13 protein-coding genes are annotated in these 16,192 nt (G+C 69.3%); 7 read left to right on the top strand and 6 right to left on the bottom strand.

The genetic code is table 11. The annotated features are described in order from the left end of the window. Positions 1 to 5: 5 nt before the first annotated feature. The 3 genes from YWM_RS0110135 to YWM_RS0110125 all read left to right on the top strand — a co-directional run bounded on the left by YWM_RS0110135 (position 6) and on the right by YWM_RS0110125 (position 3,332). Complete coding sequence (locus tag YWM_RS0110135) at positions 6 to 479, top strand: YbaK/EbsC family protein (RefSeq protein WP_028850631.1); 474 nt, start codon at positions 6 to 8, stop codon at positions 477 to 479. A 245-nt stretch (positions 480 to 724) separates the two neighbouring features. Further along, positions 725 to 1,954, top strand: coding sequence for an MFS transporter (locus tag YWM_RS0110130; RefSeq protein WP_028850630.1), 1,230 nt, complete (start codon positions 725 to 727; stop codon positions 1,952 to 1,954). Positions 1,955 to 1,967: 13 nt separating this feature from the next. Beyond that, complete coding sequence (locus YWM_RS0110125) at positions 1,968 to 3,332, top strand: GH1 family beta-glucosidase (RefSeq protein WP_028850629.1); 1,365 nt, start codon at positions 1,968 to 1,970, stop codon at positions 3,330 to 3,332. Positions 3,333 to 3,429: 97 nt separating this feature from the next. Here YWM_RS0110125 and YWM_RS0110120 read toward each other — a convergent pair whose 3' ends face one another. Further along, positions 3,430 to 5,055 carry an acyl-CoA dehydrogenase family protein gene (locus YWM_RS0110120; RefSeq protein WP_028850628.1) on the bottom strand — a complete coding sequence of 542 codons (1,626 nt, stop codon included), beginning with the start codon at positions 5,053 to 5,055 and terminating at the stop codon, positions 3,430 to 3,432. Then, complete coding sequence (locus YWM_RS0110115) at positions 5,039 to 5,644, bottom strand: TetR/AcrR family transcriptional regulator (RefSeq protein ID WP_028850627.1); 606 nt, start codon at positions 5,642 to 5,644, stop codon at positions 5,039 to 5,041. Before YWM_RS0110115 ends, YWM_RS0110120 begins: the two co-directional genes overlap by 17 nt. A 71-nt stretch (positions 5,645 to 5,715) precedes the next feature. On the opposite strand from YWM_RS0110115, the gene YWM_RS0110110 reads away from it, so the two are divergent. Then, the gene (locus tag YWM_RS0110110; RefSeq protein WP_028850626.1) at positions 5,716 to 6,138 is read left to right on the top strand and encodes a PPOX class F420-dependent oxidoreductase; all 423 of its coding nucleotides are present in this window, start codon (positions 5,716 to 5,718) and stop codon (positions 6,136 to 6,138) included. Here YWM_RS0110110 and YWM_RS0110105 read toward each other — a convergent pair whose 3' ends face one another. The 4 genes from YWM_RS0110105 to YWM_RS0110090 form a co-directional block, all read right to left on the bottom strand. After that, the gene (locus YWM_RS0110105; protein ID WP_028850625.1) at positions 6,139 to 8,241 is read right to left on the bottom strand and encodes an iron ABC transporter permease; all 2,103 of its coding nucleotides are present in this window, start codon (positions 8,239 to 8,241) and stop codon (positions 6,139 to 6,141) included. Further along, positions 8,238 to 9,227 carry an ABC transporter substrate-binding protein gene (locus YWM_RS0110100; RefSeq protein ID WP_342664943.1) on the bottom strand — a complete coding sequence of 330 codons (990 nt, stop codon included), beginning with the start codon at positions 9,225 to 9,227 and terminating at the stop codon, positions 8,238 to 8,240. The genes YWM_RS0110105 and YWM_RS0110100 overlap by 4 nt, the downstream gene beginning before the upstream one ends. Positions 9,228 to 9,229: 2 nt before the next feature. Next, entirely contained in the window at positions 9,230 to 10,036 is an 807-nt protein-coding gene (locus tag YWM_RS0110095; RefSeq protein ID WP_245565994.1) for an ABC transporter ATP-binding protein, read from the bottom strand. Between the two features lie 102 nt (positions 10,037 to 10,138). After that, the gene (locus tag YWM_RS0110090; RefSeq protein ID WP_043660474.1) at positions 10,139 to 11,137 is read right to left on the bottom strand and encodes an LLM class flavin-dependent oxidoreductase; all 999 of its coding nucleotides are present in this window, start codon (positions 11,135 to 11,137) and stop codon (positions 10,139 to 10,141) included. A 156-nt stretch (positions 11,138 to 11,293) separates the two neighbouring features. Between YWM_RS0110090 and YWM_RS0110085 the strand changes: the two genes are divergently transcribed. From YWM_RS0110085 to YWM_RS0110075, 3 genes are read left to right on the top strand one after another with little or no spacing between them, the layout of a single operon-like run. Further along, positions 11,294 to 13,351 (top strand): DNA gyrase/topoisomerase IV subunit B, encoded by a 2,058-nt coding sequence (locus YWM_RS0110085; RefSeq protein ID WP_028850621.1) that lies wholly within the window; start codon positions 11,294 to 11,296, stop codon positions 13,349 to 13,351. 48 nt (positions 13,352 to 13,399) lie between these two features. Beyond that, complete coding sequence (locus YWM_RS0110080) at positions 13,400 to 15,886, top strand: DNA gyrase/topoisomerase IV subunit A (RefSeq protein ID WP_028850620.1); 2,487 nt, start codon at positions 13,400 to 13,402, stop codon at positions 15,884 to 15,886. A 6-nt stretch (positions 15,887 to 15,892) separates the two neighbouring features. Further along, the gene (locus YWM_RS0110075) at positions 15,893 to 16,177 is read left to right on the top strand and encodes a hypothetical protein (protein WP_028850619.1); all 285 of its coding nucleotides are present in this window, start codon (positions 15,893 to 15,895) and stop codon (positions 16,175 to 16,177) included. Positions 16,178 to 16,192 lie beyond the last annotated feature (15 nt).

The following is a 16,192-nucleotide window of genomic DNA, read 5'->3' as shown; positions in this document are numbered from 1 at the left end:
CCGACGTGCTGGACCATCCGAACGTCATCCGGGTCACCGAGGCGCTCCGGGCCCACGGAGTGACCCCCGAGGTGCGCACCTTCTCCGAGCCCGTGCCCACCGCGGCCGCGGCGGCGGAGCAGCTCGGTATCGAGGTCGGCGCCATCGCCAACAGCTTGCTGTTCGACGCCGACGGCGAGCCGGTGTTGATCCTGGCCAGCGGTGCGCACCGGGTGGACACCGAGCGGTGCGCCAAGCTCTTCGAGGTCGAGAAACTGCGCCGCGGGAAGCCGGAGTTCGTGCGGCAAGCCACCGGGCAGGTCATCGGCGGTGTGGCGCCGATCGGCCACCCCGCACCGCTGCGCACGCTCGTCGACACGTGGTTGCGCCGCTACGAAACGGTGTGGGCGGCGGCGGGCCACCCCAACACCGTCTTCCCGACCACCTTCGACGAACTGCTGCGCATCACCGGCGGCACGGCAGCCGACGTCGGCGACTGATCGTTCTGCGCCCCGGGCCGAGTCCCTGACTGCGGGGACACCGCGGCTCGGCGGCGGTGATCGGGGCCCTGATTCGCCCAGGGACGTGACCGAGCTCTTTCGGGCGGCGTCTTGGCTGTGCCCTCGGCACAGTGTCCGCACCGAACCATGTCGTGCAGCCCTGCGGCCGAACCATCCGACGTAGACCTTGACGGCACGCTGCCCCACAGGCGAAGGTGAGTCATCTTCACGTTTGGATGGTCGCCATGAGCACCGTGCCGTTGGTCGAACCCACGGACAACGTCCGCTGGCCGTGGACGTTGCGCTACAACACGGCGTGGATCGGCGTCATGGTCGGCTTCTACGGGCCGATCCAGGTGCTGCTGCCCAACCAGGCCGAGGCGATCGCCGCCGAGTCCAAGGAGACCGTGCTGGCCTGGGTGTTCGGCGTCGGAGCCCTGTTCTCGGTGGTGTTCAACCCACTCTGGGGTGCGCTGTCGGATCGGACGGTCTCGCGCTACGGCAGGCGGCTGCCGTGGATCGCCCTCGGCGGGATCGCGGGCGCGGCCAGCCTGGTCCTGCTGTCGACCGCGGACACCGTCACCGAACTGATCATCGGTTGGTGCCTGGTGCAGACCGCGCTCAACGCGCCATGGGCTGCGCTCACCGCGGTCGTGCCCGACCAGGTGCCGCACCGCCAACGCGGAGCAGCCGCGGGCTATCTGGGGCTGGCGCAAATGCTGGGTGTCGTGATCGCCACCGGGCTGGCCGGCGTGCTGCCCGGCGCCGCGGGCTACCTGGCATGTGCGGTGGTGCTGCTGGTCAGTCTTGTGCCGTTTTTGGTGCAGCGACGCGATCCGCCCCTGCCACCCGGCCGGCGCTCGCCGTGGGACCTGCGCGGCTTTCTGCGCGGCTTCTGGGTCAGCCCGCGCCGCTGTCCGGACTTCGGATGGGCGTGGTTGACGCGGTTTCTGCTCAACCTGTCCAACGGTCTGCTGCTGGCGTACCTGCTGTACTACCTGCGCGACGAACTGGGGATCGCCGACGCCGAAAGTGCCCTGCTGGTGTTGACCGTGGTGAACGTCCTCGGCGTGATGGCAGCCGTGGTGATCTCCGGGGTGTGGTCCGACCGGCTGGCGCGCCGCAAGGTTTTCGTCACCGCGTCCGGGCTGATCATGGCCGCCGCGGGTTTCCTGCTCGCGGGCGTGTCCTCCTACCCCGTCGCGATCGTCGCTGCGGCGGTGATCGGCATCGGGTTCGGTGTCTACACCTCGGTCGACTTCGCGTTGATCACCCAGGTGCTCCCCGCAGCCGCCGATCGTGGCAAGGACCTCGGCGTGCTCAACATCTCCAACGCCCTGCCGCAAGTCGTGGCGCCCGCACTCGCGGCACCGTTGGTGACCCAACTCGGCGGCTACCCGACGTTGTTCGCCGCGTCCGGTCTGGTCGCGGTGCTCGGCGCCGTACTGGTCGGCAGGATCAAGTCCGTGGCATGAGGAAAGGCAGTCGATGATCCCGCGTGAGTTCCTCTGGGGTGTGTCCAGCGCAGCGTTCCAGGTGGAGGGTGCCGTGCACGCCGACGGCCGTGGCCGCTCGATCTGGGACACCTTCTGCGCCGAACCGGGGCGCATTCGCAACGGCGAGAATGCCGACGTGGCGGCGGATCACTACCACCGCTACCGCGAGGACGTGGCGTTGATGCGCGAACTCGGGGTGGATGCCTACCGGTTCTCCATCTCCTGGCCGCGGGTACAGCCGACAGGATCGGGGGCGGTGAACGTCGCTGGTCTGGACTTCTACGACCGGCTGGTCGACGAGTTGTTGGCCGCGGGGATCAAGCCGGTCGTGACGCTCTATCACTGGGACCTGCCGCAGGAACTCCAGGACGCGGGCGGCTGGCAGTCGCGAGACACCGCGTCGCGGTTGGCGGACTACGCGACGCTGGTGGCGAAACGCCTCGCTGACCGCGTGCATCTGTGGATGCCGCTGAACGAGCCCGTCGTCGTGACGATGTTCGGCCACGCGGTGGGCAAGCACGCGCCGGGCCTGGAGCTCGGCTTCGGCGCACTGCCCGTCGCCCACCACCTTCTGCTGGCGCACGGCCTAGCGGTGCGGGCCCTGCGGGCGGAAGGTGCCCGCGGCATCGGGATCGCCTCCAACCACGCCCCCACCTGGCCGGCGAGCCAGGATCCGGCCGACATCGAGGCCGCGGAGAACTACGACACCTTGGTCAACTGGCTGTTCGCCGACCCGGTCCTGCGCGGCGAGTACCCCGACCCGCTGCTGGCCGCCGCCATGCCCGGGCCGGTCGAGGACGACCTGCGGGTCATCACCGAACCAGTGGATTTCTTCGGGATCAACTACTACCAGCCGACGCTGGTCGGAGCCGCCAACCCGGACGGCGAGGAGTCGTCGGCCCTGGAAGGCGCCCAGCTGCCACCCGGCCTGCCGTTCGCGCCGCGTGAGCTGACCGGCTACCCCACAACGGACTTCGGCTGGTCGATCGTCCCGGACGGCTTGCGGCAGATCCTCACCACGTTCCGGTCCAGATACGGCCGACAGCTGCCGCCGATCTACATCACCGAAAGCGGCTGCTCCTTCCACGACGTGGTCGACTCCGACGGTCGAGTGCACGACCAGCGTCGAGCCGACTACCACCGTGCGCACATCGACGCGGTCGACAAGGCGATCTCCGAAGGCGTGGACGTGCGCGGCTACTTCATCTGGTCGATCACCGACAACTTCGAGTGGGCCGAGGGGTACACCGAGCGCTTCGGCCTGGTGCACGTCGACTACGCCACCCAGCGCCGCACGCCGAAGGACTCGTACTTCTGGTACCGCGACTTCATCCGGCAGCACCGCGCCAGCAGCTGACCGGCCGATCGGGCGCGGGGACGGCCACGGCTGGACGCCCGCAAGCGCAAGGCGAGCCGCGGCCTCGAGATCACCCCACGCAGGGCGAGGTGCTCCGTCAGCCGGTGACCACCCGGTCCAGGATGGCCGCGGTGTCCACCCCGGAGGGCAGTGTGCCGAAGGCGATGCCCCAGTCACGGCTCAGCCGCGTGGCGCAGAACGCATCGGCCACCGCCGGGTTGCCGTGCCGGTGCAGCAGCGCGCCCTGCAACACCATCGCCATCAGCTCCACGACCCGACGCGTGCGGAACTGCAGGTTCTCGGTGTCCGACAGCTCCTTGCGCACCACCGCGATGGCCTCGTCCAGCCGCGGGTCCACCCCGGCGGCCTTGTCGACCTCGTCGAAGTACGCCTGCACCGACTCGGGCTGCTTCGCCATCGCGCGCAGCGCGTCGAGGGCGGCGACGTTGCCGGAACCTTCCCAGATCGACATCAGCGGCGACTCGCGGAACAGCCGTGGCATACCGGATTCCTCGACGTAGCCGTTGCCGCCCAGGCACTCCAACGCCTCCGCGGCGTGGGCAGGCGCCCGCTTGCACACCCAGTACTTCGACACCGCCAACGCCATGCGGCGCAGCTGGGCCTCGTGCTCGTCTCCCGCCGCCGCCCGGTCGACCGCGGCCGCCAACCGCATCGCAACGGTCGTCGCCGCCTCCGCCTCGATGGCCAGGTCGGCGAGCACGTTGACCATCAGCGGCTGCTCGGACAGCAGCGCACCGAACGCACGCCGGTGCCGCGCGTGGTGCACCGCCTGCAGCAAACCGGCGTACATTCCGGCAGCCGAGCCGATCGTGCAGTCCAGCCGGGTCATGTTGACCATCTGGATGATCGTCTGGATGCCGCGGCCCTCTTCTCCGACCAGCCAGCCGACCGCGTCGTCGTACTCGATCTCGGACGAGGCGTTCGACCGGTTGCCCAGCTTGTCCTTCAGCCGCTGCAGCCGGATCGGGTTCCGCGTACCGTCCGGCAACACCCGCGGCACCAGGAAGCACGACAGCCCGCCGGGCGCTTGCGCCAACGTCAGGAACATGTCGGACATCGGCGCCGAGGTGAACCACTTGTGCCCGACCAGCAGGTAGTGATCACCGTTCGGCGTCGCGCGGGTGGTGTTGGCACGCACATCGGAGCCGCCCTGCTTCTCCGTCATCGACATACCCGCGATCAGGCCGCGCTTGGTGGACGGTTCCCGCAGGCCGTAGTCGTACACGCGGGCAGCGAGCAGCGGCTCGAACTTCTCCGCGAGCGCGGGCTCCTCACGCAGCGCGGGGACCGCGGCGTAGGTCATCGAGATCGGGCAGATGTGCCCGGGATCGGCCAGCGTCCAGGCGAACATCTTCGCCGCCCGCGCCACATGCGCGCCTGCCCGATTCTCCAGCCACGGCGCGGCGTGCATGCCGTTCTCGACCGCTACCCGCATCAGCTCGTGCCAATACGGGTGGAACTCGACCTCGTCGATGCGATGGCCGTAGCGGTCATGGGTGCGCAGCACCGGCGGGTTCTGCTCGGCAAGCCTGCCCCATTCCTGCGCCTGCTCGCTGCCCGCGAGGCGGCCGATCTCGTGCAGCTCCGGCTCTGCCCACTCCGCTCCCCCGGCTCGCACCGCCTCCAGCAGCGCCGGGTACTCCGCGACGTCGTGTCCGACCAGTGGCGGAACCTGATTGGTGACCTCATGGGTGGGTGGCATGCTGCACTCCTAATGCTCGCAGGGTGAACGTGGCCATGGCGGGCACGATGTCCGGGTGGTCCCCGTTGGACAGCGGCCCGAGCAGCGCCTCGGCCACCGCGCCGACCAGGGCGGCGGCCGTCAGCTGGGGATCTTGTGGCGGCAGAACGCCCGCGGAAACACCTTCGGCGATGCGCTGAGCGAAGATGTCGCGGAATGCGCGCCTATACACCAGCCGCTCCTCGTCGACCGCCGGGTCGACCGGCTCGGCCAGCAACGCGAAGGCGAGCCGGGGCGCCTTCAGCGCGCGTCTGGCGAACGTCTCGGTGACGGCAACGACGCGCTCGAGCACCTCACCGGAGGCGCTGGCCTCCGCAACCGCAGCCACCTCCCGGTCCACCACCGTTCGGAACAGCTCGACCGCCAGCGCCGACTTGCTCGGGAAATGGCGATAGATGGTCCCGGTGGCGATACCGGCGCGGGCCGCCACGGCCGCCATCGTGCAACCCCGGTAGCCGTGCTCGGCCAGCACATCGTGCGCCGCCTGCACGATCGCGGCGCGCTGTGCATCCAGTCGGGCCTGTACGGCCGGGGTCCGGCGATACGCCATACAAGAAGTGAACCACGGATTCACTTCTTCACCAAGGGAATCTTCTCGCCTCGGGCGAGGTTGCTCCGGGCATGCTGGAACCTGCGCAACGAGAGCTGGTGGACAAGACACGGCACGGCGTGCTGACCACGCTCAAACGTGACGGCACGCCGCAGATGTCGATCATCGGGTACGTCTACGACCACGACCGCCGGCTGGCCAGAGCCTCCGTCACGGACACCCGCGCCAAGACGCGCAACCTGCGGCGAGATCCGCGGGCGAGCCTGCTGGTCACCCCGCCGTCGATGCGCGGCTACGTGGTGCTCGAGGGCAAGGCGGAACTGAGCCCGGTGGCCGGCGACCCGCACGACACGACGGTCGAGGAACTGGTGGCGATCTACCGCGAACTGGCCGGCGAGCATCCGGACTGGGACGAGTTCCGGCAGGCGATGGTCGACGAGCGCCGCCTGGTGCTCCGCATCGCCGTCAACCACACCTACGGCTGGGTGGCCTGATCACCGCGACCGGGTCCGCCACAACAGGTGGACGAAATACGGCGTTCCGATCAGCGCGGCGAGCAACCCGGCCGGGATCTGCGCGGGAGCGATCACCGTGCGGCCCACGGTGTCGGCCAGCGAGATGATCAGCGCACCGATCAGCGCGGCCACCGGGATGACCCGGATGTGCTTGCTGCCCACCAGTGCGCGCGCGATGTGCGGAGCGACCAGTCCGACGAACCCGACCACGCCGACAGCGGCCACCGCGGTCGCGGTGAGCAACGCGGCGGCGAGCAGAGCGAGCAGCCGGGCACGTTCCAGCCGCATCCCGAGCACCCGCGGGGTGTCGTCGTCCAGCGCCAGCAGGTCCAGCTCCCGGCGCGCGATCACGATCAAGGGCGTGAGCACGACCAGCGCGATGCCCACCGGCAGCAGTTGTTCCGGCGTCCGGCCGTAGGTCGAGCCGGACAGCCAGGTCAGCGCCTTGACCGTGTTCCACGGGTCGAACGCGACGATGATGAACGTGCTGATCGCGTTGCAGCCCATCCACATGCCGACACCGATCAGCACCAGCCGGTCGGAGTTGAGCCCGCCGCGATAGGCCAGCAGGTAGACCGTGCCGAAGGCCAGCAGCGCCGAGCCGGACGCGATCACGGTCATCGTCAGCGTCCCGGCCGTCGGCAGGACCGTGATCAGCGTGACGGCGCCGACGCCTGCACCGGCCGTCACCCCGAGAATTCCCGGCTCGGCCAGCGGGTTGCGGCACACCGCCTGCACGGCCGACCCAGCGATGGCCAGCGCGAGCCCGGCCAGCAGGGCCGCACCCACCCGCGGCCAGCGCCCTTCGAGCATCGCGGCCATGCCGGTGCTGCTGTCGCCGGTGATCCAGTTGACGATGTCGCCGGTGAGCACCCACCGATCACCGAGCAGCATCCCGAGCAGCAGCGCGCCGATCAGCAGCGCGGCAAGAACGGCCACGACCGCCAGCACGAAGCGGCGGGAGCGCACCGCGGCCGAGTGCGGGGTCGGCGGTCGGCGCGTGGGCCCCGCGTCGCGATAACGGCGCGCGAGGGCGATCAGGACACCGGCCCCCAGGATGGTCGTCACCACGCCTGCCGGGACTTCGACGCCTGCCTGACCGCCGAGCACGGCGCGCACCGCGATGTCCGACAGCAGCATGATGATCACGCCGGTCATGGCGGACAGCGGGAACAGCACCCGGTGTCGCATCAACCCGGGGATGCGCGCGCCCGCCAGCCGGACGACGGCCGGCGCGACCAACCCGATGAACGCGATCGGGCCGGCGAGGCTGACCGCGGCCGCGGCCAGCATCACGGCCAACATCGCGGCGATCAACCGGGTCTGCCGCACCCGGACGCCGAGCACCGCGGCGGTGTCCTCGCCCAGCGCCAGGATGTCCATGCGGTGCCCGAGCAGCATGCAGCCGCCGATGCACAGCAGGACGACGGGCGTCAGCTGCGCGACCGGGGTGACGTCGGCCTGCACCAGCGAGCCCATGCCCCACGCGAACAGGCCGTGGGTCTCCTCCTCGTAGAGCAGCAGGAAGAGGTAGGTCAGCGACTGCAAGGCCATGGTGATCGCCGACCCGGCCAGGATGATCCGCGTCGGCGACGTGCCGCCGGAGGACAGCAACAGCACCAGGCCGGCGGCCAGCAACCCACCGACGAACGCCGAGCCGAGCGCGGCCAGGCCGCTCAGCAGCGAGCTGCCGGAGGTCAGGGAGAATCCCAGCGCGGCGGACAGCACGACGGCCAGGTGCGCGCCCGCGTTGACGGCGAGGGTGTCCGGTGAGGCCAGCGCGTTGCGGGCCACCGACTGCAGCGCGGCACCGGCGCAGCCGAGCGCGACGCCGACCAGCAGACCGGCCAGCATGCGCGGCAGCCGCGAACCGCTGAGCACGTTGAGTACATGTTCGTCGGACTGCCCGACGAGCAGCTTCAGCAGATCGAGCGCGCCGACTCCGGACGTGCCCTGCGTCAGGTGCACCGCGGCGAGCACCACCACCGCCACGCCGGCCACGGTGAAGGCCGCGGCCACCGAGATGGGTCGTAGCGGTGGTGGCGTCTGCTCGGTCGGCGGTGCCGTGAGGGTCTGGCTCAAGACGTCAGGATCCGCACCAGCTCGTCGGCGTACTGGGCGCAGGACTTCGGTCCACCGAACGTCCAGATGCCGTCGGTCAGCTTGTGCACGTTGCCCGCCTTGACGAACGCCAGCGACTTCCAGATCGGGTTCTTGCTCAGGCCGTCGGCGAACACGTCGGTGCCGTCGGAGGCGTTGTAGAAGAACTGGACGTCGTCGTCCTTGATCGTGGTCAGGCCTTCGACGTCGGTGGCGCCGAGGCCCCACTGCTCGTCGACCTTGCCCTTCCAGGCGTTCTTCAGCCCGATCTCCTGCGCCACCTGCGACACCAGCGCGCCCTCGCCGAACGGCCGGATGGAGATGACGTTGCCTTCCTTGTAGCCGTCCGCCATGACGAACGGCGTGCCGTCCTTGCCCGCGTCGGCCAGCTTCTTCTTCGCTTCGGCGAGCGAGGCGTCGAGATCGCTCAACAGCTGCTCCGCCTTGTCCTCGGTGCCGGTCGCCTTGGCGATCATCATCAGGTCGCTGCGCATCCGGTCCAGCTCACCGTTCTTGGCGTCCGCACCCTTGGTGACCAGCACCGGCAGGCCCTTGTCCTCCAGCCGCTTGCTGAGGTTGGTGTCCCGCCCCTCCTCCATCACGACCAGGTCGGGCGTCAGACCGAGGATCGAGTCCTCGCTCGGCTCGGCGCGGGTGCCCACGTCCTTGACGTCACTGTCCAGCTTCTCCGCGGTCACCCAGGTGGAATAGCCCTTGGTGTCGGCAACGCCGACCGGCATGACACCGAGGCTGGCCAGCATCTCGGCCTCGCCCCACTCGAGCGCGACGACCTTCTTGGCCGGGGCCTTCAGCTCGACCTTCTTGCCGCGGCTGTCGGTCACCGTGATCGGGCCGGACGAGCCTGCCGCCTCGTCGTCGGCGGCCTGCTGCGGGTTCTCGGTCGTGCCGCAGGCGCCGAGCGCAAGCAGCATCACAGACGCCGCGAACGCGGCGATCCTGCTCCTCATCTTCATGTCCTGACTACTCGATGGGTGTGCTTACCGACCGGGACAGCGGTGAGCTGACCGGTCTCGTGATCGGCGGTGACGTCGATGCGAATGCCGTAGGTCTCGGTCAGGTGCTCGCTGGTCAGCACCTCGTCCGGCGTGCCGAACGCGCGAATTCGACCGCGCTGCAGCAGCACGACCTCGTCGGCCACCTGGGCGGCCTGGTTCAAGTCGTGCAGCACCACACCGACGGCGACGTTGTGCTCATCGGCCAAGTCGCGCATCAGATCCAGAATCTCGATCTGGTAGCGCAGATCCAGGAACGTGGTCGGCTCGTCCAGCAGCAGCACCCCGGTGTCCTGGGCGAGACACGTGGCCAGCCAGACCCGCTGCAGCTCACCACCGGACAGTTCGTCGACCGGGCGGTGCGCCATGGCGGTGGTGCCGGTGACCGCCAGCGCGTGCTCGACCGCACGCATGCCGTCCGGATCGTCGCCGCTGAACCGGCTTCGGTACGGATAGCGCCCGTAGTTGACCACGTCGCGCACGGTGACGCCGGTGGGCGTCGGCCGGCTTTGCGCGAGCAGCGTGACCCGGCGCGCGAACTCCTTCGGCGCCAGAGCGAACGCGGACTCACCGTCCTCCAACAGCACGTCCCCCGACGACGGGTTGTGCAGCCGGGCCAACGCGCGCAGCAAGGTGGATTTGCCGCTGCCGTTCGGTCCGACCAGCGCCGTCACGCGGCCCGCGGACAGCTTCAGCGATGCCTGGTGAACGACGGTGGTGCCGTGATAGCCGACGTCGAGCGCGTGACCGCTGAGCACATTCACGATAAGTGAGGCTAACCTAACCTCAGTCCGATGCCAACGGGCCGATCCGGACGAATGCGGCGATGCGCGTCACACTCCCCGCCGGCGGGGAATACGGCTCGGTTACGCCTGGGCACTCAGCCGCACGGCGTCGGCGACCAGCTCGGCCGAGCGCAGTCTGGCGTCCACCGTCGGGCTCTGGAACGCCACGATCAGTTCGTCGGCGCCGGCATGCTCGACGAACTTCTCCAGGTACTCGGCCACGTGGTCAGGAGTGCCTGCCGCGGTATAGGTCATCATCTCGTCCACGTGCGCCGCGTGCGGCCCGCGCAGAATCTCGTCCGCTTCGTCGTCGGTGATCTTGCGGTCACGGCGACCGAAGAGCACTCGGACCCGCGTGCGACGCGCCACGTGCAGCTGCTCCTGGGCCTCTTCCTCGGTGTCCGCGGCGATCACGTTCACCGCCGCGATCACGTACGGTTCGCCGAGCTGCTCGGACGGTTCGAATCGCTCTCGGTACACGGCGACGGCCTGCTGCAGGGCCGCCGGGGCGAAGTGCGACGCGAACGCGTACGGCAGACCGAGCTTGGCGGCCAGCTGCGCACCGAACAACGACGAGCCGAGGATGTACAACGGCACGTTCGTGCCCCGGCCCGGGATCGCCTGCACACCAGGGACGCGGGACTCGTCCGACAGGTACCCCTGCAGCTCCAGCACGTCCTGCGGGAACGTGTCGGCCGCGTTCGGGTCGCGACGCAGCGCTCGCACGGTCACCGGGTCGGTACCCGGGGCGCGGCCCAGTCCGAGGTCGATCCGGTCCGGGTGCAGGCTCGCCAGCGTCCCGAACTGTTCGGCGATCACCAACGGCGCGTGGTTGGGCAGCATCACGCCGCCCGCACCCAGCCGGATCCGCGAGGTGTTGGCCGCGACGTGCGCGATGAGTACCGCGGTGGCCGAGGAGGCGATCGACGAGAAGTTGTGGTGCTCGGCATACCAGACCCTGCGATACCCGGCCTGTTCGGCGAGCTGAGCGAGGCGGACACTGCCCTGCAGGCTCGCGCCGACCGTCTGTCCACGGTCCACGATTGCCAGGTCGAGCACGGACAACGGAACGGAAAGCATGCCTGTGGTCCTTGCGCTGGAGATCAAGTTCTTCCCACTGCAACCATCCGGATTCCGCCGGTATTCCGTAGTTCGAGTCCGGTTTGCGTCACAGGTCGCACATCCCACGGCGCGCGTCCGCAGCTTTGTCAGCCGACCGGGATAACCTTCACGGCCGTGACTGCCACCGTGGAGCCCCTGTACGGGGCGGATGACCTGACCCACCTCGAAGGCCTCGAGGCGGTACGCAAGCGTCCCGGGATGTACATCGGGTCGACCGACAGCCGGGGTATCAACCATTTGCTGTCGGAGATCCTGGACAACTCGACCGACGAGGGCGTCGCGGGTCACGCCACCCGCATCGTGGTGACCCTGCACGCCGACGGCAGTGTCCAGGTCGATGACGACGGGCGTGGGATCCCGACCGACGTGCACGCCAAGTCCGGCCTGAGCGGGGTCGAGCTCGTGCTCACCCGGCTGCACGCCGGCGGCAAGTTCGGCGGGTCCGGGTACAAGACCTCCGGTGGCCTGCACGGCGTCGGCGCCTCCGCGGTCAACGCGCTGTCGCACCGCATGGACGTCGTGGTCAAGCGAGACGGCAAGGTCCACGAGATCTCGTTCGCGCACGGCAGGCCGGGCGAGTTCGCCGGACCCGGCCCGAAGGCCCGGTTCACCGAGCGGTCCGGTCTGCGGGTCGTGCGCAAGATGAAGCGCGGCGAGTCCACCGGCACGTCGACCAGGTACTGGTACGACTCCCGCTACTTCGAGTCGGGCGCCGCGCTGGACGTGGAAGCGGTGCGGCAGAAGATGCGCAACACCGCGTTCCTGGTGCCGGGCGTGCAGTACGTGCTGCGCCGCGCGACGGAGGACGAGATCTCCGAAGAGGTCTTCCACTTCCCGAACGGCCTGCTCGACATGGTCGACTTCCTGTCGCCCAGCGACGAGAAGGCGGTGTCCGGGACGCTGGTCATCTCCGGCGAAGGCACCTACAAGGAGAACGCGGCCGACGCCAACGGCGTGATGCGCTCCAATGTCGAGCGCCGCGCGGAGGTCGAGGTCGCGCTGCGCTGGGGCACCGGTTACGAGCGCATCGTCGAGTGCTTCACCAACACCATCCGCAACCAGCACGGCGGCACGCACCGCAAGGGTTTCGAGCGGGGGGTGCTCCGCGCGATCAACGACGCGATCTCCCGCACTCGCGGTCTGCTCAAGGCCAAGGAGAGCCTGCCGACGCTGGATGACGTGCTCGAGGGCATGACCGCGGTGGTGCACGTGCGGATTCCGGAGCCGCAGTTCACCTCGCAGACCAAGGACGAGCTGTCCACCGCGGGCATCACCAAGGTGGTGCAGCAGATCGTCGAGCGTGAGGTCAAGGCGTGGACGCAGGCACGCAGGACCAAGTCCGAAGCCAAGGTCGTGCTGCAGAAGGTGGTCGACGCGGCGCGCGTCCGCCTGGTCCAGAAGCAGCAGAAGGACGCGGCCAGGCGGAAGACCGCGCTGGAGGGCGCGGCGATGCCGCCGAAACTGGTGGACTGCCGGACCACCGGCGTGGCTCGCAGCGAACTGTTCCTCGTCGAAGGTGACAGCGCGCTCGGCTCGGCCAGGATGGCGCGGGCGTCGGAGTACCAGGCGCTGCTTCCGCTGCGCGGCAAGATCCTCAACGTGCAGAAGGCCAGCCTGGCCGACACGTTGAAGAACGCCGAGATCGCCGCGATCGTCCAGGTGCTCGGCGCAGGCACCGGCCGCACGTTCGACATCTCGGCGATGCGCTACGGCCGGGTCATCCTGATGGCCGACGCGGACGTGGACGGCTCGCACATCCGCACCTTGTTGATCACCTTGTTCGCCAAGTACATGCGGCCGGTGATCACCGAGGGGCGGCTGTACGCGGCGATGCCGCCGTTGCACAAGGTGATGACCAAGGGGCGCAACCCGCAGACCCACTACACGTTCACCCAGCGCGAGATGGAGCAGACCGTGGCCCGGTTGGAGAAGGCCGGTCACCAGGTGGTCAAGCCGGTGCCGCGGTTCAAGGGCCTCGGTGAGATGGACGCCGACGAGCTGTGGGCCACCACGATGAACCCCGCGACCAGGTCGGTCCGCCGCATCACGTTGGAGGACGCCGAGGCGGCCGAGGCCGCGCTGGAGCTGCTGATGGGCGAGAAGGTCGAGCCCCGCCGCAACTGGTTGGTGGAGTCGTCCTCGCGCGTCGACCAGGCCGCCATCGACATCTGACCCGCATCCGATCCTTCGTACGCGTAGCGCTATCCGAGGAGCCACACCATGGCACGCCGCACCGGCCCGACCAGTCGTATCGACCCGTCCGCGTTCGACAACGCGGGCGCGCGCGTCTACGACAGCCCGGTGAAGACCGAGATCGAGCAGTCGTACCTGGAGTACGCCTACTCGGTCATCCACTCCCGCGCCCTGCCCGATGCGCGTGACGGACTCAAGCCGGTACACCGCCGAATCCTCTACTCGATGAACGAGAACGGTTACCGGCCCGGGCACGCGTACGTGAAGTCGTCGCGCGTGGTCGGCGACGTGATGGGTAAGTACCACCCGCACGGTGACACCGCGATCTACGACGCCATGGTGCGCCTGGCGCAGGACTTCTCGCTGAACGTGCCGCTGGTGGACGGGCACGGCAACTTCGGGTCGCCGGACGACGGCCCGGCGGCCAGCCGGTACACCGAGGCCCGGTTGTCGCCCGAGGCCATGCTGATGGTCGGCGAGCTGGGCGAGGACACCGTCGACTTCCGGCCGAACTACGACGGGTCGCTGCAGGAGCCGTCGGTGCTGCCCGCGGCGTTCCCGAACCTGCTGGTCAACGGCACGTCCGGGATCGCGGTCGGGATGGCGACCAACATGATCCCGCACAACCTGGGCGAGGTGATCAACGCGGCGCGGTGGCTGATCGAGCACCCCGACGCCACGCTGGACAAGCTGATGGAGTTCGTCCCCGGCCCGGACCTGCCGACCGGCGGCCAGCTGCTGGGCCTGGACGAGGTGCGCAGGGCGTACGAGACCGGGCGCGGCGTGGTGCGGATGCGCTCGAAGGTGGAGATCGGGCCGCTGCCGGGCAGCCGAGGCAGGCAGGCCATCACGGTGACCGAGCTGCCGTACGCGGTCGGCCCGGAGAAGATCATCGAGAAGATCACCGAGGAAGTCACCAAGTCCAAGCGGCTCACCGGCATCGCCGACGTCAAGGACCTGACCGACCGGGAGAACGGCACCCGGTTGGTGATCGAGTGCAAGGTCGGGGTGAACCCGCAGGCACTGCTGGCCGACCTGTACCGGTTGACGCCGATGGAACAGTCGTTCGGCATCAACAACCTGGTGCTGGTCGACGGCCGGCCGCAGACGCTCGGACTCAAACAGCTGCTCGAGGTGTTCCTGCGGCACCGCTACGACGTCGTCACCCGCCGCACCAAGTACCGCCGCCGCAAGCGCGAGGAGCGGCTGCACCTGGTCGAGGGTTTGATCAAGGCGCTGCTGGACATCGACAAGGTGATCGCGCTGATCCGCGGCAGCGAGAACGCCCAGACCGCCAAGGAAGGCCTGATGCGCGAGTTCGAGCTGACCGAGATACAGGCCACCTACATCCTGGACACCCCGCTGCGCAGGCTGACGAAGTACGACAAGCTCGAGCTGGACGCCGAGCACGACAAGCTGCGCGCGGAGATCGCCGAGCTGAACAAGATCCTCGACGACGAGGCAGTGCTCAAACAGGTGGTGTCCGACGAGCTGGCGCAGGTGGCCGCCGAGTTCGCCACCCCGCGCCGGACGTCGTTGATCGACGGCGACCTCAAGGAAGTGCTGGCGGCCTCCCAGCCCGCCGGGCCGTTGGAGGTCAGCGACGACCCGTGCCAGGTGATCCTGTCGGCGTCCGGTCTGCTGGCGCGGACCGCGGCCGAGTCCGAGGAGGTGCCGGAGAAGCGCAGGCGCAAGGGTCGCGCGAAGCACGACGCGGTGGCCGCGCTGGTGCACTCCACCGCGCGCGGCCGGGTCCTGCTCATCACCAGTCGAGGCCGGGCGTTCAAGACCGACGTGCTCCCGCTGCCGGTGCTGCCCGAACAGGAGGGCACCGTGTCGATCGGCGGCGGCATTCCGGTCACCGAGCTCGTGCCGTTGGAAGCAGGCGAGACAGTGGTCGGGCTCGCCCCGCTGGGTGAGCAGGCCGCCGGTTCTCCGGGTCTCGCTCTCGGTACCGAGAAGGGCGTGGTGAAGGTGTGCGCGCCCGACTGGCCGGTGCGATCCGACGAGTTCGACGTGATCTCGCTCAAGGACGGCGACCGCGTCATCGGCGCCACCTGGCTGACCAGCGCTGAGCAGACGCTGGTGTTCGTCACGTCCGCAGCGTCGCTGTTGCGGTATTCCGCTTCGCTGGTTCGGCCGCAAGGTCTCAAGGGCGGCGGCATGGCCGGTGTCAAGCTCAGCGGCGACGCTCGCGTGGTGTTCTTCGGTGCCGTGGCCACGGACGATCCGGAGCACGGCGAGCCGATGGTGGTCACGGCGACCGAGAAGAGCGCGAAGGTGACCCCGCTGTCGGAGTTCCCGGCCAAGGGACGCGCCACCGGTGGTGTGCGGGCGCAGCGGTTCCTCAAAGGCGAGTCGCGGCTGGTTCTGGCCTGGGCGGGTCCACGGCCGGTGGGGTCGGCGAGCAACGGCGAGCCGATCGACCTGCCCGAGGTGGATCCGCGGCGGGACGGCTCCGGGCACGACTGCCGGATCCCGCACGTCGTCGGGCATCTGGTCGAGCGAGGCTGAGGCCGGATGAGAGTAGACGGCATCGATCCGCGCGTTGTCGAGGCCGAGGTCGACTTCCCCGCGTACCTCGTCACCTTCTGGCGACGGCAGACCCCGGTGGACGGCGCCGCCGCCGAGGAGATGGGCTACGAGAGCGACACCTGCCGGGTCGAGGACGCCGACATCGGCGAAGTGATGGCCTGGGCCGCGGAGCGCGGCAAGGAGTTCGACACGTACGTGATCTCGGTGTTCGCCGACGACCGCACGGCGGTGCGACTGTTCGGCCACGCGCCGGACGGGCACAGCCCGTGAACCGGTGAGACTGTC

Origin of the sequence: Thermocrispum municipale DSM 44069, from assembly GCF_000427825.1 — a bacterium.
GTDB classification, from domain to species: Bacteria; Actinomycetota; Actinomycetes; order Mycobacteriales; family Pseudonocardiaceae; genus Thermocrispum; species Thermocrispum municipale.
Note: the sequence above shows the minus strand (reverse complement) of the source record. Positions and strands in the feature narration are given on the sequence as shown.